The organism is Kribbella sp. NPDC003557, from assembly GCF_040610805.1.
GTDB lineage: Bacteria > Actinomycetota > Actinomycetes > Propionibacteriales > Kribbellaceae > Kribbella.
Window position 1 is genome coordinate 1,020,217 of the sequence record NZ_JBEXMY010000001.1, and the last position, 20,730, is coordinate 1,040,946.

At 69.1% G+C, this 20,730-nt stretch carries 22 protein-coding genes and 1 tRNA gene; 13 read left to right on the top strand and 10 right to left on the bottom strand.

The window, feature by feature from the left end; all coding sequences use genetic code 11:
* The first annotated feature begins 124 nt into the window (after positions 1 to 124).
* Positions 125 to 577 carry a hypothetical protein gene (locus ABZW60_RS04895; protein ID WP_355474103.1) on the top strand — a complete coding sequence of 151 codons (453 nt, stop codon included), beginning with the start codon at positions 125 to 127 and terminating at the stop codon, positions 575 to 577.
* A gap of 9 nt (positions 578 to 586) precedes the next feature.
* A complete protein-coding gene (locus tag ABZW60_RS04900; RefSeq protein ID WP_355474105.1) occupies positions 587 to 1,180 on the top strand; it encodes a YdcF family protein in 594 nt (197 codons plus the stop codon).
* A 5-nt stretch (positions 1,181 to 1,185) separates the two neighbouring features.
* On the opposite strand, the gene ABZW60_RS04905 is transcribed toward ABZW60_RS04900, so the two are convergent.
* Positions 1,186 to 1,515, bottom strand: coding sequence for a cupin domain-containing protein (locus tag ABZW60_RS04905; protein ID WP_355474107.1), 330 nt, complete (start codon positions 1,513 to 1,515; stop codon positions 1,186 to 1,188).
* A 131-nt stretch (positions 1,516 to 1,646) separates the two neighbouring features.
* Here ABZW60_RS04905 and ABZW60_RS04910 point away from each other — a divergent pair, with 131 nt between their 5' ends.
* Positions 1,647 to 1,955 (top strand): hypothetical protein, encoded by a 309-nt coding sequence (locus ABZW60_RS04910; RefSeq protein ID WP_355474108.1) that lies wholly within the window; start codon positions 1,647 to 1,649, stop codon positions 1,953 to 1,955.
* On the opposite strand, the gene ABZW60_RS04915 is transcribed toward ABZW60_RS04910, so the two are convergent.
* The 7 genes from ABZW60_RS04915 to ABZW60_RS04945 form a co-directional block, all read right to left on the bottom strand.
* The gene (locus ABZW60_RS04915; RefSeq protein WP_355474110.1) at positions 1,952 to 2,425 is read right to left on the bottom strand and encodes a nuclear transport factor 2 family protein; all 474 of its coding nucleotides are present in this window, start codon (positions 2,423 to 2,425) and stop codon (positions 1,952 to 1,954) included. The two genes, ABZW60_RS04910 and ABZW60_RS04915, sit on opposite strands and share 4 nt — an antisense overlap.
* On the bottom strand, positions 2,422 to 3,159 hold the full coding sequence (locus ABZW60_RS04920) for an HD domain-containing protein (protein WP_355474112.1): 738 nt from the start codon (positions 3,157 to 3,159) through the stop codon (positions 2,422 to 2,424). The genes ABZW60_RS04915 and ABZW60_RS04920 overlap by 4 nt, the downstream gene beginning before the upstream one ends.
* A 98-nt stretch (positions 3,160 to 3,257) precedes the next feature.
* Complete coding sequence (locus ABZW60_RS04925; RefSeq protein ID WP_355474114.1) at positions 3,258 to 3,872, bottom strand: TetR/AcrR family transcriptional regulator; 615 nt, start codon at positions 3,870 to 3,872, stop codon at positions 3,258 to 3,260.
* A gap of 48 nt (positions 3,873 to 3,920) precedes the next feature.
* The gene (locus ABZW60_RS04930) at positions 3,921 to 4,184 is read right to left on the bottom strand and encodes a hypothetical protein (protein WP_355474116.1); all 264 of its coding nucleotides are present in this window, start codon (positions 4,182 to 4,184) and stop codon (positions 3,921 to 3,923) included.
* Between the two features lie 51 nt (positions 4,185 to 4,235).
* Complete coding sequence (locus ABZW60_RS04935; RefSeq protein WP_355474118.1) at positions 4,236 to 7,142, bottom strand: tetratricopeptide repeat protein; 2,907 nt, start codon at positions 7,140 to 7,142, stop codon at positions 4,236 to 4,238.
* A gap of 2 nt (positions 7,143 to 7,144) precedes the next feature.
* Positions 7,145 to 7,549, bottom strand: coding sequence for a hypothetical protein (locus ABZW60_RS04940; RefSeq protein WP_355474119.1), 405 nt, complete (start codon positions 7,547 to 7,549; stop codon positions 7,145 to 7,147).
* A 60-nt stretch (positions 7,550 to 7,609) separates the two neighbouring features.
* A complete protein-coding gene (locus ABZW60_RS04945; protein WP_355474121.1) occupies positions 7,610 to 8,305 on the bottom strand; it encodes a GntR family transcriptional regulator in 696 nt (231 codons plus the stop codon).
* A gap of 197 nt (positions 8,306 to 8,502) precedes the next feature.
* Here ABZW60_RS04945 and ABZW60_RS04950 point away from each other — a divergent pair, with 197 nt between their 5' ends.
* The 6 genes from ABZW60_RS04950 to ABZW60_RS04975 are packed head-to-tail and all read left to right on the top strand — an operon-like array spanning position 8,503 to position 15,091.
* On the top strand, positions 8,503 to 10,221 hold the full coding sequence (locus ABZW60_RS04950; RefSeq protein ID WP_355474123.1) for a glycoside hydrolase: 1,719 nt from the start codon (positions 8,503 to 8,505) through the stop codon (positions 10,219 to 10,221).
* Complete coding sequence (locus ABZW60_RS04955; RefSeq protein ID WP_355474125.1) at positions 10,221 to 11,051, top strand: aldo/keto reductase; 831 nt, start codon at positions 10,221 to 10,223, stop codon at positions 11,049 to 11,051. The genes ABZW60_RS04950 and ABZW60_RS04955 overlap by 1 nt, the downstream gene beginning before the upstream one ends.
* 7 nt (positions 11,052 to 11,058) lie before the next feature.
* A complete protein-coding gene (locus ABZW60_RS04960; protein WP_355474127.1) occupies positions 11,059 to 12,021 on the top strand; it encodes a sugar ABC transporter permease in 963 nt (320 codons plus the stop codon).
* Entirely contained in the window at positions 12,018 to 12,884 is an 867-nt protein-coding gene (locus ABZW60_RS04965) for a carbohydrate ABC transporter permease (RefSeq protein WP_355474128.1), read from the top strand. The genes ABZW60_RS04960 and ABZW60_RS04965 overlap by 4 nt, the downstream gene beginning before the upstream one ends.
* 27 nt (positions 12,885 to 12,911) lie before the next feature.
* The gene (locus tag ABZW60_RS04970) at positions 12,912 to 14,348 is read left to right on the top strand and encodes an ABC transporter substrate-binding protein (protein WP_355474129.1); all 1,437 of its coding nucleotides are present in this window, start codon (positions 12,912 to 12,914) and stop codon (positions 14,346 to 14,348) included.
* Entirely contained in the window at positions 14,345 to 15,091 is a 747-nt protein-coding gene (locus ABZW60_RS04975) for an SDR family NAD(P)-dependent oxidoreductase (RefSeq protein WP_355474131.1), read from the top strand. Before ABZW60_RS04970 ends, ABZW60_RS04975 begins: the two co-directional genes overlap by 4 nt.
* Positions 15,092 to 15,512: 421 nt before the next feature.
* Here the strand turns inward: ABZW60_RS04975 and ABZW60_RS04980 are convergent.
* A tRNA-Thr gene (locus ABZW60_RS04980) sits at positions 15,513 to 15,588 on the bottom strand.
* 35 nt (positions 15,589 to 15,623) lie between these two features.
* On the opposite strand from ABZW60_RS04980, the gene ABZW60_RS04985 reads away from it, so the two are divergent.
* The gene (locus ABZW60_RS04985) at positions 15,624 to 16,820 is read left to right on the top strand and encodes an MFS transporter (protein WP_355474133.1); all 1,197 of its coding nucleotides are present in this window, start codon (positions 15,624 to 15,626) and stop codon (positions 16,818 to 16,820) included.
* Here ABZW60_RS04985 and ABZW60_RS04990 read toward each other — a convergent pair.
* Positions 16,750 to 18,210: an MFS transporter gene (locus ABZW60_RS04990; RefSeq protein WP_355474135.1), complete on the bottom strand. Its 1,461-nt coding sequence runs from the start codon at positions 18,208 to 18,210 to the stop codon at positions 16,750 to 16,752. The two genes, ABZW60_RS04985 and ABZW60_RS04990, sit on opposite strands and share 71 nt — an antisense overlap.
* Before the next feature lie 22 nt (positions 18,211 to 18,232).
* Here ABZW60_RS04990 and ABZW60_RS04995 point away from each other — a divergent pair, with 22 nt between their 5' ends.
* The 3 genes from ABZW60_RS04995 (at position 18,233) to ABZW60_RS05005 (ending at position 20,724) form a co-directional block, all read left to right on the top strand.
* Positions 18,233 to 19,603, top strand: coding sequence for an aminotransferase class V-fold PLP-dependent enzyme (locus ABZW60_RS04995; RefSeq protein ID WP_355474136.1), 1,371 nt, complete (start codon positions 18,233 to 18,235; stop codon positions 19,601 to 19,603).
* A 79-nt stretch (positions 19,604 to 19,682) separates the two neighbouring features.
* Complete coding sequence (locus tag ABZW60_RS05000; protein WP_355474138.1) at positions 19,683 to 19,979, top strand: DUF4287 domain-containing protein; 297 nt, start codon at positions 19,683 to 19,685, stop codon at positions 19,977 to 19,979.
* A gap of 4 nt (positions 19,980 to 19,983) precedes the next feature.
* Positions 19,984 to 20,724 carry an RNA methyltransferase gene (locus ABZW60_RS05005; RefSeq protein WP_355474140.1) on the top strand — a complete coding sequence of 247 codons (741 nt, stop codon included), beginning with the start codon at positions 19,984 to 19,986 and terminating at the stop codon, positions 20,722 to 20,724.
* Positions 20,725 to 20,730: the final 6 nt, after the last annotated feature.

Genomic DNA, 20,730 nt, shown 5'->3' on the forward strand with positions numbered 1-20,730 from the left:
AGCAGGCCGACTCTAAGTTCGGAAACACCCCTGCCAACACCCCCTGCCGGTTCCGGAACTGGTTCCGGAACTTTCCGGAGCGTTCCGCGCGACACTTGACCAGTACTCGACGAGAGGACAGGCGATGGACGCCGACGCGAAGTTGCGGGTCAGGGAGGCTCTGCTGGCGCATCTCGAGGCGCAGCAACGGGTGACGGGGACGGCGGTGGGGCGCGAGGACTCGGCGGCGAGGCTCGACCAGGACTCGTCGTTCTCGGTCGACGACCAGTCGCAGGCGGCCGTGGCCGGTGATCTGGGCGGACTGTACGCGCAGGTCGAAGAGCGGCAGCACAGCACCGTGGCCAACGCGGAGAGCATCGACTTCACCCCCACCAGCGAGGTCCGGCCGGGCGCGATCGTCGTCCTCGACGGCGACCACTACGTCGTCGGGGTGGTCAGCTCGCCGTTCGAGTGCGACGGTGTCACGTACGAGGGGATGACCACCGGCGCGCCGCTCTTCGCCGCGATCAAGGGCCTGCACGCGGGCGGCACCTTCACGTTCGCGGGGGCGGAGCATCGCGTCGACTCGGTGGCCTAGAGTCGGCGCATGCGGCGGAGGACGGGACTGGCGATCGCCGGGGCTGCGGTGCTCGCGTGGGGCGAGTGGTTGAACTGGCGCTGGTCACGCACCCTCGTGGGCAACGGCGACGGCGCCACCGAGGCGGTGGTCGTGCTGGGCTTCCGCAACCCCCAGCCGACGGCGAACTTCATCAACCGCTGGCGGGTCCGAGCCGCTTTGCGCTCCGTCGCGGCTGACCGTGAGCACGACGCCTGCGTGATCTTCAGCGGCGGTACGACGACTCGCGCGGCGTCGGAGGCCAGCGTGATGGCCGACTATGCGCGCTCGGTGTCCGGGTTCGGCGGCGCCGTCCTGCTGGAGGAGAAGAGCGCGACGACCTGGGAGAACGTCACCAACGTGATCCCGCTGCTCGAGGACGTCGATCGGATCAAGATCGCGTCCCAGCCGGCGCATGCGCTGAAGGCACGCGCGTACCTGCGCCGGCAGCGCCCCGATCTCGCCGGGAAACTGGTCCGGGCCGGCGACTACCGGCCGGGCGAGTGGATCGTCGCGAAGCCTCTCCTGGCGCTGTACGGGCTCTGGACGCTCCGCAACCTCCGGCCGGACGAACGCAGGTCGTGACCGCCTCAGTGCAACGCGACCGACAGCAACAGCACTGACGCGGCCCGCGCGTGTACGTCGTGACGCTGCGGCGGCACCGCGACCAGATCGCCCGTCCGCAGCTCGACCTCGTCCTCACCCGCCCGAAGCACCACGTCGCCCTCCAGGCACATCAGCGACGCATCGCCCGGGCTCTGGTGCTCGCCGAGCGTCTGCCCGGCTTCCAGGGCGATCAACGTCTGCCGCAGGCGGGCCCCGGCCCGGCCGTACAACGTCGTCGCACTCCGCCCGCTGCCGTTCTCGCCCGCCAGCCCCAGGTGGACCGCCGCCAACTCCTCGACTCGCAAGACGTCCATCACCCGATCGTCGCACCGGGCCGCCGAAGACTCCACCCCCGGCGTACGACCGTGGTCGGAGACGCCGTCAGGGTGCCGGCCCGGCTCGTCCCCGATGCGGAGGGCAACAGTGCGTCGGTAGGTTCGCCGGCGTGATGACGTTCGAGATCCGCATCGAAGGCTTCGCCGGGACCGACGAGGCGCTGGCGATGCAAGAGCCGGTGGCGCGCCTGCTGTGCCCGGAGCCGGAGCATGACGGCCCGTGCCGGGTTCCGTGGGGCTTCTCGCTGACCGACGACAACGCGCTTGTCCTCGGGGTCTACACGACCCGGGAGACCGCCGCCGACCTGACGGCCGAGGTGCGCCGGCTCACCGCTCGCCCCGCGACGCTGGCCGAAGCATCCCCCGGGCACTTCGAGGAACTGGCCGAGCAGTACCGGATCGAGCACCCGGCGCGCTAGCTGACGCTCACGGGTGGGAGGAAGCGACGGCGGCTGGTGAACGGGCCCACGCCGGAGCGCCACCAGCGCAGCCAGGTTCGCGGGCGGCGGAGAAGCGCCGTGGCCGGGAGGACCGGGTCGAAGAAGGACTCCCGGAACAGCAGCCGGCCTTCCGGGGAGAGCTTCAACAGGTCGACTGCCTCCCAGGTCAGCGGTCGTCCGCCTGCGGTCGCCGAGAAGCGGATGTGGACGAACACGTTTTCCCCGGCTCCGGCCCAGCGCAGCACCTCGACCCGCAGGTCGGGCAGCAGGGCCTGGATCCTGGCGAACTCCTCCCACCACAGCGCCGGACCGACCCCGTCCCGCACCAGCGGCTGCACGAACCGCACAGAATCGTCGAGGAATCCGTCCCACGCATGCGGCTCAGGCTCTTCCCACGCCACCCGAAACTGCCGGACAACGCTTTCGTGAATTTCCGCCCAGTCCGTCATCCGAACCGCTCCTCGGCTCTGCGGATCGCGCGTTCCATGCCGAGGCGCCACAGCAGACCGGCCCGGGAGGATCGCCGTAGGTCGGCTTCCTCGCGCATCGAAGCGCAGAAGTGGTCGGCGAATCCCGCCCGGGGTGCCTGCGCCAACACGTCGGCGACCGTGCTCGGTGCCATCTCCAGCAACCGCTGCCCGACAACGTCAGCATGCGTACCCGCGTGCAGAAGATGCGCTTCGGCACCCCACGACAGCGGTACGGCGACGTTGAAATGCGCCGCGATCGCAGCAGCCACGTCGTCGGCGAAGGCACCACCCGCGCCCGCGGCGATCACGACACCACGAGCGACCTGCGCCCCATGGACGGCGAAGCACGCCGCATCCGGCCCCGGCCGGTGCGGATCGACGAGCGCGACGTCGTGCAGCAGCGCAGCGACGTAAAGCCGCTCGTCGTCGTACGAGATCTGGTCGAGGTCGGCGAGCATGCATGCCCACAGCCAGGACCGCACGCTGTGCTGGAGCAACGGCGCAGGCAGAGCGTCCCGCGCGAACTCGGTGACCTGTTGAGCAAGAGCAGTAGCCGGTGGAGTCCGATCGACAACCAGCACCGCTCCGTCGCCGCGATGACGCCGGGGCGCGAGCTCCCGAAGGATCGCCTGCGCAACGAACCGCACCTGATCCCGAAAACCCAAGGCGCCGTTGGTCTCCGCGACCCAGGCCCGCGAACCTATGGCTGCCATCGCGCCAGCTCCTGCTCATCTCGCGATCCGCTCTTATAATCATTGCAAGAAGTGCTCGCACACTAACACCGCCCACCGGCACCCGCAATCGAGCAGGGTCAGTCGGACCTGACCAGCAGACCGTGCGCGAAGGCGTCCGTCGCCGCCCGCAGCAGGCGCTTGAGCTGTCGCGGATCACGCCGCAGACGATCCTGCCGCCACGCCAGGCTGATGATCCCGTTCCACGAGGACCACAGCACCGTCGCCATCTCCTGCGCGTTGACCTTGCGGATCGTGCCGGCCTTGATCCCACGCTTGATCGCGTCGACCATCCGCCGGTTCTGCTCGTCCACCGAGTCCGCCAGCCGCTCGGCGAGCTCCTGCCCCGCGGCGTAGCTCCCGGGTTCGGCCGGAAACGCGAGCATCCGGAAGTACTCCGGATTCGCGAGGTAGAACGCCAGATACTCGTCGGCCGCCGCGTACAGCTGCTCGATCGGCCCGCGCCCCTCGACGTACGCGAGATCCATGAACTGCCGGTCCACCACGAGCGCCCGCTCGACCAGCGCGGCGTACAACCCGCTCTTCGAGCCGAAATGGTTGTAGACCGACCCGACCGCGACCCCCGCGGTGGCGGCGATCTCCTCGACCGTCACGTCGGCAACGGACCGGGCAGCGAACAACTGCTCAGCAGCCGTCAGCAATGCCTCGACAGTCCGCTGCGCCCGGGGATCCACCCCCCGACCCTACTTCCTGCAACCGTTACAGGAAGACCCCAGGACGGCTCAGGTCGGCTCGTGCTGGGCCTTCCGGACGATCTTGCGCGCCTGGCGTTCCGGAATGAGCAGGGTCGTCAGAACGGTGAGCAGGAAAGCGTCACGGCCGTCGGGCGTGTCCGGCGCCGGATGACTGATCTCCGGCACCATGCGACCCCCGACGCGGACGAACCCGACGCTGCGGAAACACGCTCCGGTCACGTCGTACTCGTACATCAACGGAAGGGCGGTCGATCGGTCGATGGTCAGTACCACTGCGCGGAACATTCCCATCCGCCAATTGTTCCCTGTCCGCGCCGACCGCGCAGGGACACGCTGCCGGCCTCAACGGCGCCGGCGGCCGAACAGCGAGCGCCGGCCGGACAGCGCGCGGATCACCTGGCTGAGGTCCATCGCATCCGTCAACGGACCGCTGAACGCCCGCGGCTGCCGCGCAGCCAATCGGCGGTAGCGCCAGGCCGACTCGTCAACGGCACGCCGAGCTTCCTTCCACCGATCCACCGCACCGAGCCGCACACACAACGCCGCGAACCCGAACAACGAGCGCGCAAGATCGGCATCGTGCGCAGAACGCCGCCGCAGCTCCACCGACCGGGCGATCGCGTCGAGCGCCTCGTCCGCCCGCTCCACAGCGGCGTACCGGAAGGCCAGGTTGAACAGCGCTCTGGCCAGATCCGCGCGGAAGACGTCCGGATCGTTCGTCGCCAGTTCCTCGAAGATCTCCACGGCCGAGGCGCAGGCCCCGAGTGCCTCCGACGGCCGGTCGACGGCGGCCAGCCGGATGCCGAGGTTGTCGAGGGCCTTGGCCAGATCCACGTCGTGCCGCGCCGGATTGTCCGCGACGAGTCGCCGGAAGACCTCGACGGCCTCCCGTCCTGCGGCGAGGGCTTCGTCCGGGCGGTCCACCAGGGCGAGCTGATCGCCGAGGTGATCGAGCGCCGCGGCCAGCTCGACCTGGTGGGCTGACAGGTTGCCCGCCGAGAGACGCCGCAGGATCGCCACGCATTCGGTCGTGACGATCACCGCTTCGTCCGGCTCACCGAGCTGACGATGGCAGACGCCGAGGTGGTTGAGGCTCTTCGCCAGTTCCGGTTCGAAGGCCACCGGGTTCAGATCGACCAACTCTCGCCACAGTGTCACCACGCGCGCGGCGACCGTCGCGGCCTCTTCCCAGCGGCCGACGCCGATCAGTCGAAGATGCAGATTGCCCAAGCGTCTGGCGGCGTCGGGCCGATGCTTCGCCGGATCGCTCAGGTCGACAGCGCGGCGCGCGGCAGCGAGCGCTTCGTCCGCCCGGCCGACGTCTGCCAATCGGCTGCCCAGGTTGTCCACTGCGAACGCAAGATCCTCCGGAAGCGACCCGTGCAGCGCGACCGCCTCCTGCGCGGTCGCGAGTGCCCGCTCCCGTTCACCCGCTGCGGCGAGGTTCATGCTCAGATTGGTGAGCGCTTCGGCGAGCAGACGCCCGAAGCGCGGGCTCGTGCCGGCCAACCGACGGAACATCCCCGCCGTACGCTCGCTCGCCGACAGCGCCTCGCGTCGACGCCCCAGCCGCGACAACGGCCGCGTCAAACTCCCGAGTGCACCGGCCAGCAACACCTCGTAACTCGCTGGATCGTCGCCGGCCAGACGCTCGCACAACGAGGCAGCCTGCTCGCCCGCCTCCAGCGCTTCCCCATGCCGTCCCGCGTTGTCGAGCCTGGCGCCGAGCCCCAGCAGCAACACGACCCGATCAGCGTCGGTCGCCGCGCCGGCCAGCCGCAGTTCCGTCAGCCGTACGGCGATATCGGCGATCCCCACGTCGAGGTCAGGCTGCGAATCCGCGGGCAGCTGCGGCTCGATCGCCTCCAGCACCTCCAGGCCTACCCCCGGAACCGCGGCGAGCGCGGACAACGCGGCGCTCCCCGCGCGCACCGCCGTACGAGGTCGCTCGAGCAACATCGGGAAGAGGTGATCGGGCCCCACATGCGACCAGCGCGCGGCGGCCGACGCGAGAAAGATGACGGCCCGCGACGGATCCGAGGCGTTGTCCAGTACGGCGCTCGCGGTGCCGCCGGACCAGTCCTGCGCGGGATAGTCGGCCTGATGACCGGCCATGCTCAAGGCCAGGAAGTCTTCGGCCAGCCGGTCCGGGTACAACGGCTCCAGCACGGTTCCCGGCGCCGGCGGATAGCAGACCGCGTGGTCGCTCAAGACCTGTGCCGTCGGCAACGAAAGGGCCAGCTCGTCCAGCACCGCAGTCCCGGTCGCGGGCGGTACGGCGCCGGTCAGCGCGGCGGTGAACACGGCGCGATTCATGACGTCCGGCGGCGTCCGGTAGTTCGATGCGGCCGGCCCGAGGCGGTGCGCCCGGTCGCCGTATCGCCGTGTCCAGTGCAACTGCTCGCGATCCAGCAGGTAACACGTCAGACCGGCGACGCCGGTCGGCGCGCGCTGCCGACCCGCATGGGCGTCCACGGCAACGAGCGCCGCCATGTGGAGTGCGAGCGGCAGACCGAAATCGTCGTGATCCACGGGTGGAAGAACGACGGAGTCCGGCTCGTCGATCTCGTAGACGGTCGCGTACCCGTCACGCGCGGACCGGAGCATCTCCGACCGGGACCCGTCGTTCACCGGCGGCAGGAGCTGCGCGGACGTCTCCGCCTGATAGTCGACCAGCGCCGCACGGACCGGCGGCCAACTGTCCAACGTGCGCCCGAGCAGCAGGACCCGCACCGGCACGCCAGGCCTGTGCAGCAAGGCGTTGCTGAACAGCCAGGTCAGATGCGTCAGCGGCCATCGGTCGGCGTAATCGACCACAAGCAGCAGCCCCTCAGCGCCGTCGAGCCGCAGGTCTTCCTGACGGTCCGAGGGCAACACAGCACCCGGACCGTGGACGGCGACGACGACCTTCCAGCCTGCCGCACGCGACTCGTCCGCGAACCGCGCCGCCAGGCGGGACTTCCCCTGCCCGGCCGGACCGTGCAGCCAGCGCACCGCCATCCGAGGGTTGCTCTCCCGCCATCGATGCAGCTCGGCCAGCTCGTCGGCGCGACCGGTGAACTCCGACACCGCGAAGCGGGCGTTGAGCATCCGGCTCGGCATCTCGCGCAACCAGCCCGGATCCGGCGCCGGGCCAGGTTCCCAGCCGAGCAGGAGATACAGCGGTACGCCGTCGCCGAAGACGTGCAGATCCGCGCCGACAACGCCGTACCCGACGCCGCTCTCGACGCGGACGACCTGGCGATCCACGATCAGCTCTCGCGGTCGGTCGCCGGCCGGTGCTCGTGGTAGTGCATATCCCCGCCCTGGACGCCGAACGCCCGACCGCCGTCCCGTGCGACGACGTTCTGCACGTACTTCGGCTCGTCGAGCACGCGCTGCAGCTCGTCGGCGGCGGACGGATCCGCGCCGAGCAACTCGTCGAGCCTGAGCCGCCACCGCTCGATCAGCTCCCGCTGCACCTGCTCGCGATCGTCCTCGCCGGCATCCTCGAGCTGCTGGGCGTCCGCCTCGAGCTCCGCGAGGACGGCGTCCCGCTCACCGCGCCGGCCGAACAGCTTGGCGATGCCGTCGCGCGTGACGCGCCAGGCATCGGTCGCCATCGCGCCGACCACCGCGGCCCCGCCGGCGGCTGCCAACTCGACCAAACCCACCATCGACCCCTCTCGCCGGCCCGAATCACCACCCCAAGCTCAGCACGTCCTGGGGTGCACGGCTCAGCGTTCCGGCAGGTTGAGGCGTTTCAGTCGCTCGTATGCCCCGAGGATGTGCTTGTCGATGCCGTCCTGGGCGGCCTGCGGGTCACCGAGGGCCAAGGCGTCGCGCAGCTCCTTGTGCTCGCTGTAGCCGACCTCGAGGAAGTCGGGGAAGCTCGCGTTCCGGGCGCGCAGGAAGACCGTGACCTGCCCGCGGATCGACTCCCAGACGCGCTGCACCCGGCCGTGATCGCAGTACGCGTAGATGATGTCGTGGAACTGCAGGTCCAGCCGGACCGCGTCCTCCGGGGCGATCCGGGTGTCGACGCTCTTCATCTGCTCCAGCACGGCGTCCATCTCGGCGAACCCGGCGCCCTGCATCCGCGTGCAGGCGCGGCCGGCGGCCAGTCGCTCGATGGCGCCGCGCAGGGTGTGCACCTCCTCGACGTCGGTCTTGGTCAGCGTGCTGACGAACGCCCCGCGGTGCCGCCGGAGCTCGACATGGCCTTCCTCCTCGAGCCGGGCCAGCGCCTGCCGGATCGGCCCGCGACTGACCTTCAGCGCCTCGGCCAGCTCGGTCTCCTTGAGATGCTGGCCGGGCTGGAACTTCCCGCCGGTGATCATCTCCCGGAGCACATCGGTGACCAGATCACCGAGGGCGCGCTGCGACGGCAGCGACACGACGTCGTCGGGCATCATGCCGACCACCTCCTCCACGCAGTTTCCACGGATCGAACCTTAACCCGAACCCAGGTCTCTCTGTAGATTGTAAACAGTAAGTCATTGACAGTAAATCAATGGCAAGAGCAGACTCGGAACCTCCCACCCCAGGCAGAGCGGCACCGCGCCGACGCCGCAGTCGGCCGACCGTGAGGCAGCCCGATCCCCCCGGGCAGAGAGAGGTCACGACGACGATGACCACCGAAACTGTGGTTCACACCGGACGCACCGCACTCGGCCCGTTCCCGCCGGCCGCTCCGCACGATCCCGAGGCACCGCACGTCGCCACCGCCGCGATCGACGTCGACGCCGGACAGGTCCAGGGCCCGCTGGCCAGGGTCTGGGAGAGCTTCGGCTACGACGAGTTCAACTGGACCTACACCCCGACCGGCAAGCGGCTGCTGCAGACCTTCACCGACTTCTCCGGCGGCGGCTACTTCGTCCGGCCGCACTACATGTACTGCTCCGGCAGCGGTTTCGGCATCCCGCACTGGAGCTCCGGCAACGTCTACCACGAGGACGCCGACGGCACTCCGTACTACGACTTCACGCTGCTCGACCAGGCGTACGACGCGATCGTGGGCGCCGGCCATCACCTCCTGGTGGAGCTCGGCTTCACGCCGCGGGACCTGCTGCCGCCCGAGGCCGCCGAGCTGACCGTCGTACCGAGCCCCACGGCGTACACCAGCTACGAGGCGGGCGCCTGGGGATACCCGCCCAGCGACTACGCGAAGTGGGGCGGGCTGATCAGTGCGACCGTCCAGCACTGCATCGACCGGTACGGCGTTGCGGAGGTGAAGACCTGGCTCTGGGAGCTGTGGAACGAGCCGGACATCTTCTACTGGCGCGGCACGCTCGAGCAGTACAACGAGCTCTACACCGCGACCGTCGAGGCGATCCGGGCCGTGCTGCCGGAGGCCAAGGTCGGCGGGCCCGCGGTCACCAGTGGCGGCCTGAACTTCCTGCGCGGCTTCCTGGACTACACGTCGCGGCGGGGTGAGCCGCTGGACTTCATCTCGTACCACACCAAGGGCTGCCACTTCCCGACCCGCGACTACAAGCCGTTCGACGAGGCGCCGGCCGAGCTGCTCAGCCCGTCGTCGACGAAGATGCTGTACGACCTGCGCGAGTTCAACCGGCTGATCGGTTCGTACGAGGCGTACGCCGACCTGCCGGTGATCGTCGACGAGTGCGACGCTGCCGTACCGGCGCATTTCGGGCGCTACGACAACCGGAACTACAGCTTCCAGAACACCGAGTACTACCCGGTCTTCCAGGCGAAGCTGATGAAGAAGATCCTCGACCTGAACGCCACGGAGACGGCACAGGTCGCCTACGCGACGTCGTGGAGCTTCTACTTCGAGGCCGAACGCTACTTCGAAGGCACGCGATCCTTCCTGACCGCCGGTGGCGTCGAGAAGCCGTTCCTGAACGCGTACCGGATGCTGTCGCTGCTCGGCCGCGACCGGCTGCAGGTGACGTCGGACGCTGCCTGGGAGGTCGGCGACCTCGAGAACACCGACGGCAGCAGCATGCCCGAGGAAGTCGACGCACTCGCATCGCGTGCCGAGGACGGAAGCGTCGCCGTGCTGATCTGGCGGCACATCGACGACCAGTGGCAGACCAGCGAAGAGCTGACGCCGACCACGGTGACCGTACGCAACCTGCCGGCCGGGTCGTACCGGCTGCGACACCTGCGGATCGACGGCGACCACAGCAACGCGTTCACCGTCTGGCAGAAGCTCGGCTCGCCGCAGGACCCGACGGCCGAGCAGCTTGCCGAGATCACCAGCCGGCAAGGGCTGGAGGAGTTCGAACCGGAGCGGACCGTCACCGTCGACGGCGACCTCGCCCTGGAGACCGCTCTGCCGTTGCCCTCGGCATCGTTGCTGATTCTGACGCCGAGCAGCTGATGACTGTGCTCACGCTCAACAACGGCGTACGGATTCCGCAGCGCGGCTTCGGTGTCTTCCAGGTGCCGCCGGGCGACACCCAGGCCGCGGTCGAGCAGGCGCTCGAGATCGGCTACCGGCACATCGACACCGCCGCGGCGTACAACAACGAGGCCGGCGTGGGTGCCGCCGTCCGGGCGAGTGGGCTGCCCCGCGAGGAGCTGTTCGTCACGACCAAGCTGCGCAACGGCGAACACGGGTACGAGTCGGCGCTGACGGCGTACGGCGAAACCCTGCAGCGCCTCGGCCTGGACTACGCCGACCTGTATCTCGTGCACTGGCCCAACCCGACCGTCGACCTGTACGTCGACAGCTGGCGCGCGCTGGAGCGGATCTACACCGACGGGCGGGTGCGGGCCATCGGGGTGTCCAACTTCCTCGCCGAGCACCTGGACCGGTTGGCGAAGGAGACCGACGTCGTTCCGGCGGTCAACCAGATCGAGCTGCACCCGACGTACCAGCAGCACGAGCTGACCGAGCTGTGTGCCGAGCGGTCGATCGCGGTCACGGCGTACTCGCCGCTCGGCCAGGGCGGTGACCTCGGCCATCCCGTGCCGGCGGCGATCGCCGACGCTCATCAGGTGACGCCGGCGCAAGCGATTCTCCGGTGGCACCTGCAGCGCGGGCACATCGTCATCCCCAAGTCGGTGAACCCGGAGCGGATCCGGGCCAACTTCGCGCTCGACGGCTTCGAGCTGACCGACGACGAGGTCGCCGCCGTCACGGCGCTGGACAGCGGCAACCGGCTCGGCAGCGATCCGCGCACGTTCGCGATCAGCCAGATCAGGTAGGCCGATCATGTCGATCAGATCCGTCCAACTCACCCGGCGCCGGACCCGCCGGATCGAAGCCCTCGACCACCCCCGGTCCGGCTGGAAGAAGACCACCTGGATCTGGATCTTCCTGCTGCCGACCGTGGTGCTGTACGGGCTCTACACGATCTACCCGATCATCGCGAGCTACTGGTACTCGCTGGTCGAGTGGAACGGGTTCGACGCCGACCAGCGCTTCGTTGGCCTGAGCAACTACCGGGCCGTCTTCGCGGATCCGCTGTTCTGGAACTCGTTCAAGGTCACGCTGCTCTTCATGCTGCTCGTGGTGCCGGCCCGGGTCCTGCTGACGCTGCTGCTCGCGATCGTCCTCAACTCACCGAAACTGCCGCTGATCGGCGTACTGCGCTCGGCGTTCTTCATCCCGGTGGTGACCACGACGGCGATCATCGGCGTGGTGATGCGCTTCGTCCTCGATCCGTCGAGCGGGCCGATCACTTCGCTGCTGTCCAAGGTCGGCATCAGCGGCGTCGACTTCCTGGGCGATCAGCACCTGGCGCTGCCGACGGCGGCCGTCCTGTACATCTGGAAGTTCTTCGGCGTCACGATGATCTACTGGCTCGCGGCGCTGCAGACCATCCCGTACGAGCTGTACGAGGCGGCGCGGATCGACGGCGCCGGCACCTGGCAGGTCGTCCGTCACATCACCGTGCCGATGCTCCGGCCGTTCCTGATCATCATCACCGTGCTGACGGTCGAGGAGACGTTCCACAACTTCGACCTGATGTACACGCTGACCGGCGGCGGTCCGTACTTCCACACCGAGATCATCGAGATCTACATCTACCGCTGGGCCTTCGGCGCGTCGATCCCGCAGCTCGGGCAGGCGTCCGCGGCCGCGGTGTTCTTCGGGCTGCTGGTCGCGGTCGTCGGCGCGCTCCAGTTGTGGGGCGTGTACGCCGGGCGCCGGCTGAGAGGAGAACAGCGATGACGACCGTCGTCGAACGTTCCGAGCGGCACCGGCGGATGCTGCGCCGGCTGCCCTGGTGGACCGCCGCGATCTGCCTGGTGGGCATCGCGGTGCTGTGGATCTTCCCGTTCCTGTGGATGCTGTCGGCGTCGCTCAAGGACAACATGGAGATGTTCACCGGAGGCCTCAAGCTGTGGCCCTCGGAGTTCGTCTGGGACAACTACGCGCGGGCGTGGAACGACGCGCACTTCGGCCGGTACCTGATCAACACCGTCGTGGTCACGCTGATCACCGTCGTCCTCGTCACCATCCGCTGCGCGACCGCCGGGTACGTCCTGGCCCGCTACAAGTTCCGTGGGTCCAAGATCTTCCTGGGCGTCCTGGTCGCGACGCTGTTCGTCCCGACCGGCTACACGATCATCCCGGTGGTCAAGATCTCGATGCAGCTGGGCCTGATCGACTCGCTCGGCGGGATGATCCTGGCGCTCAGCGGCGGCGCCTACGTGTCCGCGATCCTCATCTACTACGGGTATTTCCGGCAGATTCCGCGCGAGCTCGAGGAGGCCGCGGTCGTCGACGGCGCCGGCTTCGTCCGGACGTTCTTCTCGGTGATGCTGCCGCTCGCGATGCCCGTCACGGCGACGGTCGCCGTACTCACCTTCATCACCACCTGGAACGCCTTCTTCCTGCCGCTGGTGTTCACCTTCAGCCGGCCCGACCTGCGGACGGTGAGCGTCGGCATGCAGGCGTTCGTCGGCGAGACCGCCACCGACTGGTCCGGGATGGCCGCGGCCGGCGTGATCTCGATCGTCCCGGTCGTGGTCCTTTTCATCTTCCTGCAGCGCTACTTCGTCGAGGGAATCTCCGGAGCAGTCAAGTCGTAACCCGTGAGGAGCAGAAACATGCCTGGTATGACACGTCGCAGCCTGCTCGGCGCATCGGTACTCGCCGTCGCCGGCGCCGCGACCGGATGCAGCAGCAACTCCAGCTCCCAGACCGGAAGCGCGAGCGGCGGCGCCACCGGATCCTTGGACTGGTGGGACCACTTCAGCTCGTTCAAGCGCCTCAACGACGACTGGGCCAAGTCGCAGTCCTCGCCGTTGAAGACCAATGTCGCCCATACGTACTACGACGCGTCCAAGGCGACGCAGGCGTTCCAGCTGGCGCATCAGGCCAACAAGATGCCGGACGTGTACTCCAACGTGATCGGGTTGCCGCTGCCCGCTTTGGTCACCGGGAAATGGGTCCACGAGATGGTGATCCCGGCCGACATCAAGGCCAAGCTGCCGAAGGACGCCTTCACCGAAGGCATCACCCAGCTGGACGGCAAGCTGTACGGGTTCCCGATGCTCAGCTTCCGGCAGAGCTCGACGCTGGTGTGGGTGAACAAGGACCACTGGTCCAAGGCCGGGCTCGACCCGGACAACGTGCCGTCGGACTACATGGCGTTCAAAGATGCCCTGGGCAAGCTGAAGTCGGCCGGGATCCAGCCGCTCACCTTGGCGATCGGCGCGGACGGCGGCCGGATCCGCGACCAGGTGGACGACATGGCGCAGGCGGCGGGCTTCCCCGGGTACCAGGGGCTGCGGTTCGACACCGGTGAGTACGCCTACCATCACGACAGCTATGTCGGCGTGATCGAGTTCCTGAAGCAGTTGAACGACGACAAGCTGATCATGCCGGGCTCGAACAACTTCGGCGTCGTCGACGCCCGCACCCGGTACGCCTCCGGCGCGGTCGGGACGTTCATCGACGGCATCTGGTGCGCCGGCGGGTCGAAGTCGCTGGCGCCGACGATCGTCGACAAGCTCGCGTCCGGGCGCATCCTGACGCCGACGTCCGGTATGAACCCCTGGTGCTACCGGGGCCGGCCGTCGTCGACGTACTTCGTCTCCGCGGACAGCAAGAACCCCGACGCCGCCGGGAAGCTGATCGCGTCCTTCATGTCCGACGAGTACCAGACCGGCATGATCGAGGCGATGGACCAGCCGCCGCTGAACCTCGACCTCGTCGCGTCCTCGAAGGCGGTCGACGCCTACAAGAAGGGCGTCGAGTTCTGCAAGACCAACGTCTTCCTGATGCCGCAGGCGATCGTGAAGAACCCCGCCATCGCGCGCGTCGACGCTCTGCGCAAGCCCGTCACACCGCATGTCGGCAATATCGTCCAGGGCTACCTGGGCGGATCGATCAAGGACCTCAAGGCCGAGCTGAAGAAGCTCAGCGACGCTGTCAGCGCTGACCGCGCCCAGGCCCTGCAGAAGGCGAAGACGGCCGGGGCGAAGGTGTCCGAGTCCGACTACGTCTTCAGCGACTGGAAGCCCGGCCAGGACTACGGAGCCGCCAAATGAACCGCACCGCCGTCGTGACCGGCGCCGCGTCCCCCCGCGGCATCGGCCGCGCCACCGCCCTCCTCCTCGCGTCCCAGGGCTGGAACATCGGCCTCCTCGACATCGACCCGTGCGACACCCTCGCCGCGGAGATCGTCGCCACCCACGGCGTCAAAGCCTTCGCCGTCACCGCCGACGTCACTGACGAGCCGGCCGTACGCACCGCGATCGACGACCTCGAATCCGCCCTCCCACCCCTGGCCGCCCTCGCCAACATCGCCGGCGTCAGCTCCCCCGTCCCCTACCTCGACCTCACCGCGGACGAGTGGCACCGAGTCATCAACACCAACCTGAACGGCGTCCACTACGTCACCCGCCGCGTCGCCGAAACCATGGTCGCCCACGGTTACGGCCGAATAGTCAGCATCTCCTCCACCTCGGCCCAACGAGGCGGCGGCACCTACAGCAAAACCCCCTACTCCGTAGCCAAAGCCGGCGTAATAGGCCTGACCCGAGCCCTGGCCCGAGAACTGGGCCCCTTCGGCATCACGGTCAACGCAGTAGCCCCCGGCCCCATAGACACCGACATCATGGGCGGCCCCCTAACCCCCGCCCGCCGAACCACCATGGCCGCCGACCTCCTGGTCAACCGAATCGGCGACCCCCACGACGTCGCCGCCGCCATCGCCTTCCTCATGTCCGAGGAAAGCGGCTACATCTCCGGCCACACTCTGAACGTCGACGGCGGCCTATACATGCACTGACTCCACGACCAGGTTCGCGGAGCGCCGGGCCGAGCTCCTTGGTGTGCGGAGCACGTCGCGGGTTTCGGTCCGGCGCTACATCAGCTGCCGCTTGGTCAGGCGACCTGCTCCGGCAGCCCGGTGCCTCCGGCGCCGCTGTACCGTGCTTGTCACTTTGATGCCCCAAGGCGGGGATCAAGCTCGGACCCAGCAGACTCGCGGGCCCCCGACCAGCCGGGCCGGTCTCCGCAGATGCGGGCGACCAAGCATTCACCGCGAGCGCCAGCTCGCCGCTCGCCGGCGGCAGCCGGCAACAAATGCTCCGGGCGCTAGCCCCGGGGGTGGGTGGGAGCGCGCGGAGCAGGCGCGGGAGGAGCGGAGCGACGGAGTGCCTGCGTAGCGTGCGTGGGGCTGTTTCAGTCCTCCGCGCACGACGTTCAGTTGGAGCCGGTGAGGGGACTCGAACCCCTAACCACCGCTTTACAAGAGCGGTGCGCTGCCAATTGCGCCACACCGGCGTGGTGTCGGTACATAGTAGTGGATTGTGTGGGGAGTGCTGCGGGGGTCGGGTGGGTTTCGGGGGCTGTGGGTCGCTCGGGTGGTGTCTGTGTTGGGGGACTCGCTCGGGCTGGTGGCCCTGCTGTTGTATGTGCAGCGGGAGACGGGGGCGGCGCTGGCGGTGGCTCTGTTGTTGTTGGCGGGGGACTTTGTGCCGGGGTTGTTCGGGGCGGTCGCGGGGGCGGTGGGTGATCGGTTCGATCTTCGGCGGGTGATGGTGGGGTGTGATGTCATCCAGGGGGTCTTGACTGTTGTGATGGCGGTTGCGCTTCCGCCGTTGCCGGTGTTGCTCGGGTTGGTGGCGGTGCGGAGCGTTACGGCTCAGGTGTTTCTGGCTGGGTCGCGGAGTGCGATGCCGCGGCTCGTGCGGGACGATCAGTTGGAGGCTGCCAACTCGGCGCTGGGCGCGGGGACGAACGGGTTGGAGGCCGTCGGGCCGCTGATCGCGGCGGGGCTGTTCCTGGTGACCGACGTGCGGGGGATTCTGTACATCGATGCGGCGACGTTCTTCGTGTCGGCGGTCGTGCTGAGCCGGTTGCCCAGCATCCAGGCGGAGCGGTCGGGGCACAGTCTGTTGAAGGATGCGCGGGACGGGTTGGGGTACATCCTCAGGACCCGTCCGATCCGGGTGATCGGGATGGGGTTCTTCGCGGTCGTCGCGTTCAACGGGGTGGATGACGTGGCGATGGTGTTCCTCGCGAAGGACGAGCTGCGCGGTAGTGACTCGGCTGCGGCGGCGCTGTACGCCGGGGTGGGGATCGGGCTGATCGTCGGGTTCGCGCTCCTCGCGCAGTACGCCCCGCGCTTCAAGATGATCACCCTCATGCTCGTGGGCTTCGCGGTGAGCAGCGTGGGGAACCTGGTCACGGGCCTCGCGTGGGCGATCTGGGCGGCGCTCGCGTTGCAGGTGATTCGCGGGCTGGGGATCGCGGGGATCGATGTCGGCGTCAACACGCATCTGCAGCGGGTCGTACCGCCGCAGCTGCTGGGTCGCGTGTTCGGGAACCTGTACGGCGCCATCGGGCTGGCGGCCGGGATCTCGTACGTCGGGGGTGGTCTGCTGCTGCAGCACACCGATGCCCGTACGACGTTCGTGGCGGCCGGTGCGGGTGGATTGATCGCTACAGCTGCGACTGCGATCGCATGGCGGCGATCGGGCGACGGAGGGAGCGAGCCCCCGGTACGGCGATGAGGGCGATCGCGGCCATCACCAGGAAGGCCGCCGATGGGTGGTCGACGAGCAGGCCGACGACCACGGCCACGATCAGGCCGCCGAGGTTGCCGGCCATCCAGATCAGGCCGGCGGCGGTGCCTTCGGCTTCGCCGGTGCGGCGCTCGACGAGCTCGAGCACGATCGGGAGGGCCGGGAGCAGCAGGAGGCCGATCAGGGTGATCGCGACGAAGCCGGTGACGACGCCTGGGGCGAGCGCGAGCAGGATGCAGGCGGCGGCTGTGATGGTCAGGCTGATGGCCAGGTGGGTGGATTCGGCGCGGTGCCGGGCGACCAGGATCGGGATGGTGGCGCTGCCGAGGACGCCGGCGACGACCTGGATCAGGAGGATCGTGCTCGCGGTGCCGCCGCTGACGCCTGCCGGTTGCAGGAGCGCCTGGGCGAAGGTGCTCATGGCAACGAAGACGCCGAAGGGGAAGATCGCGAGTACGCACAGCCGGCGGATCAGCGGGTCGCCCCAGGAGACGGCGAGGTTACCCCTGCCGGGGCGGTCCGGCGGAGCGCCCGAAGCGGCGTGGGGCGGGGTGGATGAGCCGGCGACGGTCGGAGGTGCGTCGGACGGGGTGACGGCGGTCGACGGGTTGGCCGCGTCGGCCAGGCCGGCGTCTTGAGACGCGGTGTACGACGGAGTGGCGGCGTCGGGCCGGATGGCGGTGTCAGGCGTGATGGCTCGCGCGGCGAGGGGCGAGGTCTGCGGGGCGGCCGGCAAGCCCGCGGCCGAGTCCGGGCCGGCGGTGGGGGCCGTCGAGGCGGTGGGGGTTGTGGTGGGGTGGAGGGCGGCGGGGTGGAAGGGGGCCTTGGAGCGGAGGGTTGCCATCAGGATCAGGGCTGATGCGGTGCAGAAGATGGCTGTGAGTACGAGCATCGTGGGGAGGGATGACTCGGTGGTGAAGATCGCGGAGAGGAGGAAGGCGATGACCATGCCGGCGAAGATGCTGGCGGTGCCGATCGCGATGCCGGTGGGGCGGTGTTTCGGGGACAGGTAGCGGCCGGTGATGCCGGTGACGGCGTTCAGGACGAGGGGTTGGGCTATGGAGGCGAGGATCTGGCCGGCGAGGAGCCAGGCGAAGTCGTCGCCGATCAGCCGGACTGCCGCCCCTGCCGCTGTCAGTACGGCGCCCGCGAGCAAAGCGGCGCGGAACCAGCGGTCCAGTGCCAGGCCGCACGGGATCGCGAGGACGACGTACAGCAGGGGGAAGACCTGGGCCAGCCAGCCGATCGCGCTCTCGGAGACGCCGTAGCGCGCGGCGGCCACAGTGGTGACGCCGGCGAAGTTGAGCCAGACGAGCTGGGTGGCCGCGCCGACCAGGGAATAGCCGACGATCGCGGACCACCGGCTGCTGCTTTGCATGGGCGAAGCGTACAAAGGAGACATGGTCGATTGGGAGGGACCGCTCACAGAGGCCTATGAGCGGGCGACGGCATATCTGGACGGTCTACCGGAGCGGCGGGTCGGGCCGCGCGCGAGTGCCAGTGAGCTCCGCGAAGCGCTCGGCGGGCCGCTACCGGCCGGGCCGACGGATCCGCGGAAGGTTGTGGCGCGGCTGGCGGAGGGGGTCGAGGACGGGCTATTGCCGAGCGGTAGCGGACGGTTCTTCGGCTTCGTGTTCGGCGGCGCGACGCCCGCGTCGCTCGCGGCGGACTGGCTGACGGCGACCTGGGACCAGAACGCCGGGCTGTACGCCGCCTCGCCGGCCGCCGCGGTGGTCGAGGAGGTCGCGGCCGCCTGGCTGGTCGAGCTGTACGGGCTGCCGACGGGTACGTCGGTGGGCTTCGTGACCGGCGCGCAGATGGCGAACTTCACCGGGCTCGCCGCCGCGCGCCACGAAGTACTGCGCAGGGCCGGCTGGGACGTCGAGCGGGACGGGCTGGTCGGCGCCCCGCCGATCCGGGTGCTGGCCGGAGCGGAACGGCACGACACGATCGATCGGGCGCTGCGCTTCCTGGGCCTGGGAACGAACTGCATCGTCCCGATCGCGGTGGACGACCAGGGCCGGATGCGCGTCGATGCGCTCGATGAAGCCCTTACCGACGACGTGCCGCAGATCGTGTGCGCACAGGTCGGCAACGTGAACACCGGCGCGATCGACCCGCTCCCGCAGATCTGTGCACGCGCACACGAGCATGGGGCCTGGGTCCACGTCGACGGCGCGTTCGGTCTCTGGGCCGCGGTCAGCGAGCAGTTGAGCCCCCTCGTCGACGGGATCGAGCTGGCCGACTCGTGGGCGTCCGACGCGCACAAGTGGCTCAACGTGCCGTACGACTCCGGCCTGGTCCTCTGCGCCCATCCCGAGCCGCACCGCGCGGCGATGTCGATCCGCGCCGCCTACCTGATCCAGGACGAGAACGGCGAGCGGGACCCGCTGGACTACAACCCGGAGTTCTCGCGGCGCGCTCGCGGGATCCCGGTGTACGCCGCCATCCGGGCGCTCGGGCGGTCCGGGATCGCGGAGATCGTCGACCGCAGTCACGCGATGGCGCTCCGGTTCGCCGGCGCGCTCCGTACCGAGGGCGTCGAGGTCCTCAACGAGGTCGTCCTCAACCAGGTCCTGGTGCGGTTCGGCGACGACGAGCTCACCCGGCGGGTGGTGACCGCGGTCCAGCGGGAAGGGACCTGCTGGATGTCCGGCACCACGTGGCAGGGCCGCGCCGCGATGCGGATCTCGGTCACGAACTGGACCACCGACGAGGCGGACATCGACCGTTCCGCCGCGGCGGTGATCCGGTGCCTGCGCGATCAGTGACGGAAATGTTCGGCCGCGTGTCGATTTCCGCGGTGGCCGTCCGACGCAGTGGTGTACGACGACCACTCAGGAGGAAACCATGTCGTTCCAGGCGTACTTGGACAAGATCGAGGAGAAGACCGGAAAGACCCCGCGGGCGCTGGTCGACGAGGCGAAGAGCCACGGGTACGACGCGCCGCAGGTGAAGACCGGGACCATCCTCGACTGGCTCAAGGCCGACTACGACCTCGGCCGCGGCCACGGGATGGCGCTGGTGCACGTGATCAAGAACGGGCCGCAGATCAGCGACAAGCACGTCGGCCGCCCGGGCCCGCACGGCGACCCGAGCAACATGCTCTGGCTGGACGGGAAGGCCACCAACCCGGCGCTACGGTAGGCGGGTGGAATCGAAGAAGTCGCCGCGCGACCGATGGATCACGGTCTACGGGCGCAAGCCTGTCCTGGAGGCGTTGCACGATCCGAAGCTCTCCGTCGCGAAGGTGGTCCTCGCGGACAACGCGACCGGGAACTCCATGCAGGAGATCCTGCGAGCGGCGGAAAAGTACGGAACGCCGGTCGAGCGGGCGACCGCGAGCCGGGTGAAGTGGCTGGCCGGCAACGGCAAGCACGACCAGGGCGTGGTCGCGGACGTGGACGCGCCGCGGATGACGCCGCTGGAGGAGTTCGTGCGGGCCCGCGGAAAGCGGCCGACCAACGTCTTCCTGCTCGATGGCGTGACCAACCCCGGAAACGTCGGAATGATTCTGCGGACCGCGACCGGCGCCGGGTTCGACGGGGTGATCCTCCCCCGGGCCGGGACGCCGCACGTCGGGCCGCTCGTCATCAAGGCGTCGGCGGGCGTCGCGTTCCAGGCGCCGATCGTGAACACCTCGACGGCGAAGGCCGCGGTCGACGTCCTGCGGACCGCCGGGTACCACGTGTACGGGTTGTCGGCGCGGTCGCAGGACTCGCTGTTCAAGGCCGAGCTCGCGCCGCGCGCGGTGTACGTGCTCGGCGGCGAGACCAACGGCGTCACGGTGGCCACCGACTCGGACCTGCAGATCCCGCTGCACTCCGGCGTCGAGTCGCTGAACGTCGCCGTCGCCGCCGCGATCGTCGCGTTCGAGGTCACGAACCGCTGATGCAAC

Coding starts and splice junctions, on each gene's coding strand:
- ABZW60_RS04895 (WP_355474103.1), top strand. CDS start 125: ATGGACGCCGACGCGAAGTTGCGGGTCAGGGAGGCTCTGCTGGCGCAT.
- ABZW60_RS04900 (WP_355474105.1), top strand. CDS start 587: ATGCGGCGGAGGACGGGACTGGCGATCGCCGGGGCTGCGGTGCTCGCG.
- ABZW60_RS04905 (WP_355474107.1), bottom strand. CDS start 1,515: ATGGACGTCTTGCGAGTCGAGGAGTTGGCGGCGGTCCACCTGGGGCTG.
- ABZW60_RS04915 (WP_355474110.1), bottom strand. CDS start 2,425: ATGACGGACTGGGCGGAAATTCACGAAAGCGTTGTCCGGCAGTTTCGG.
- ABZW60_RS04920 (WP_355474112.1), bottom strand. CDS start 3,159: ATGGCAGCCATAGGTTCGCGGGCCTGGGTCGCGGAGACCAACGGCGCC.
- ABZW60_RS04930 (WP_355474116.1), bottom strand. CDS start 4,184: ATGGGAATGTTCCGCGCAGTGGTACTGACCATCGACCGATCGACCGCC.
- ABZW60_RS04940 (WP_355474119.1), bottom strand. CDS start 7,549: ATGGTGGGTTTGGTCGAGTTGGCAGCCGCCGGCGGGGCCGCGGTGGTC.
- ABZW60_RS04950 (WP_355474123.1), top strand. CDS start 8,503: ATGACCACCGAAACTGTGGTTCACACCGGACGCACCGCACTCGGCCCG.
- ABZW60_RS04955 (WP_355474125.1), top strand. CDS start 10,221: ATGACTGTGCTCACGCTCAACAACGGCGTACGGATTCCGCAGCGCGGC.
- ABZW60_RS04960 (WP_355474127.1), top strand. CDS start 11,059: ATGTCGATCAGATCCGTCCAACTCACCCGGCGCCGGACCCGCCGGATC.
- ABZW60_RS04965 (WP_355474128.1), top strand. CDS start 12,018: ATGACGACCGTCGTCGAACGTTCCGAGCGGCACCGGCGGATGCTGCGC.
- ABZW60_RS04970 (WP_355474129.1), top strand. CDS start 12,912: ATGACACGTCGCAGCCTGCTCGGCGCATCGGTACTCGCCGTCGCCGGC.
- ABZW60_RS04975 (WP_355474131.1), top strand. CDS start 14,345: ATGAACCGCACCGCCGTCGTGACCGGCGCCGCGTCCCCCCGCGGCATC.
- ABZW60_RS04990 (WP_355474135.1), bottom strand. CDS start 18,210: ATGCAAAGCAGCAGCCGGTGGTCCGCGATCGTCGGCTATTCCCTGGTC.
- ABZW60_RS04995 (WP_355474136.1), top strand. CDS start 18,233: ATGGTCGATTGGGAGGGACCGCTCACAGAGGCCTATGAGCGGGCGACG.
- ABZW60_RS05000 (WP_355474138.1), top strand. CDS start 19,683: ATGTCGTTCCAGGCGTACTTGGACAAGATCGAGGAGAAGACCGGAAAG.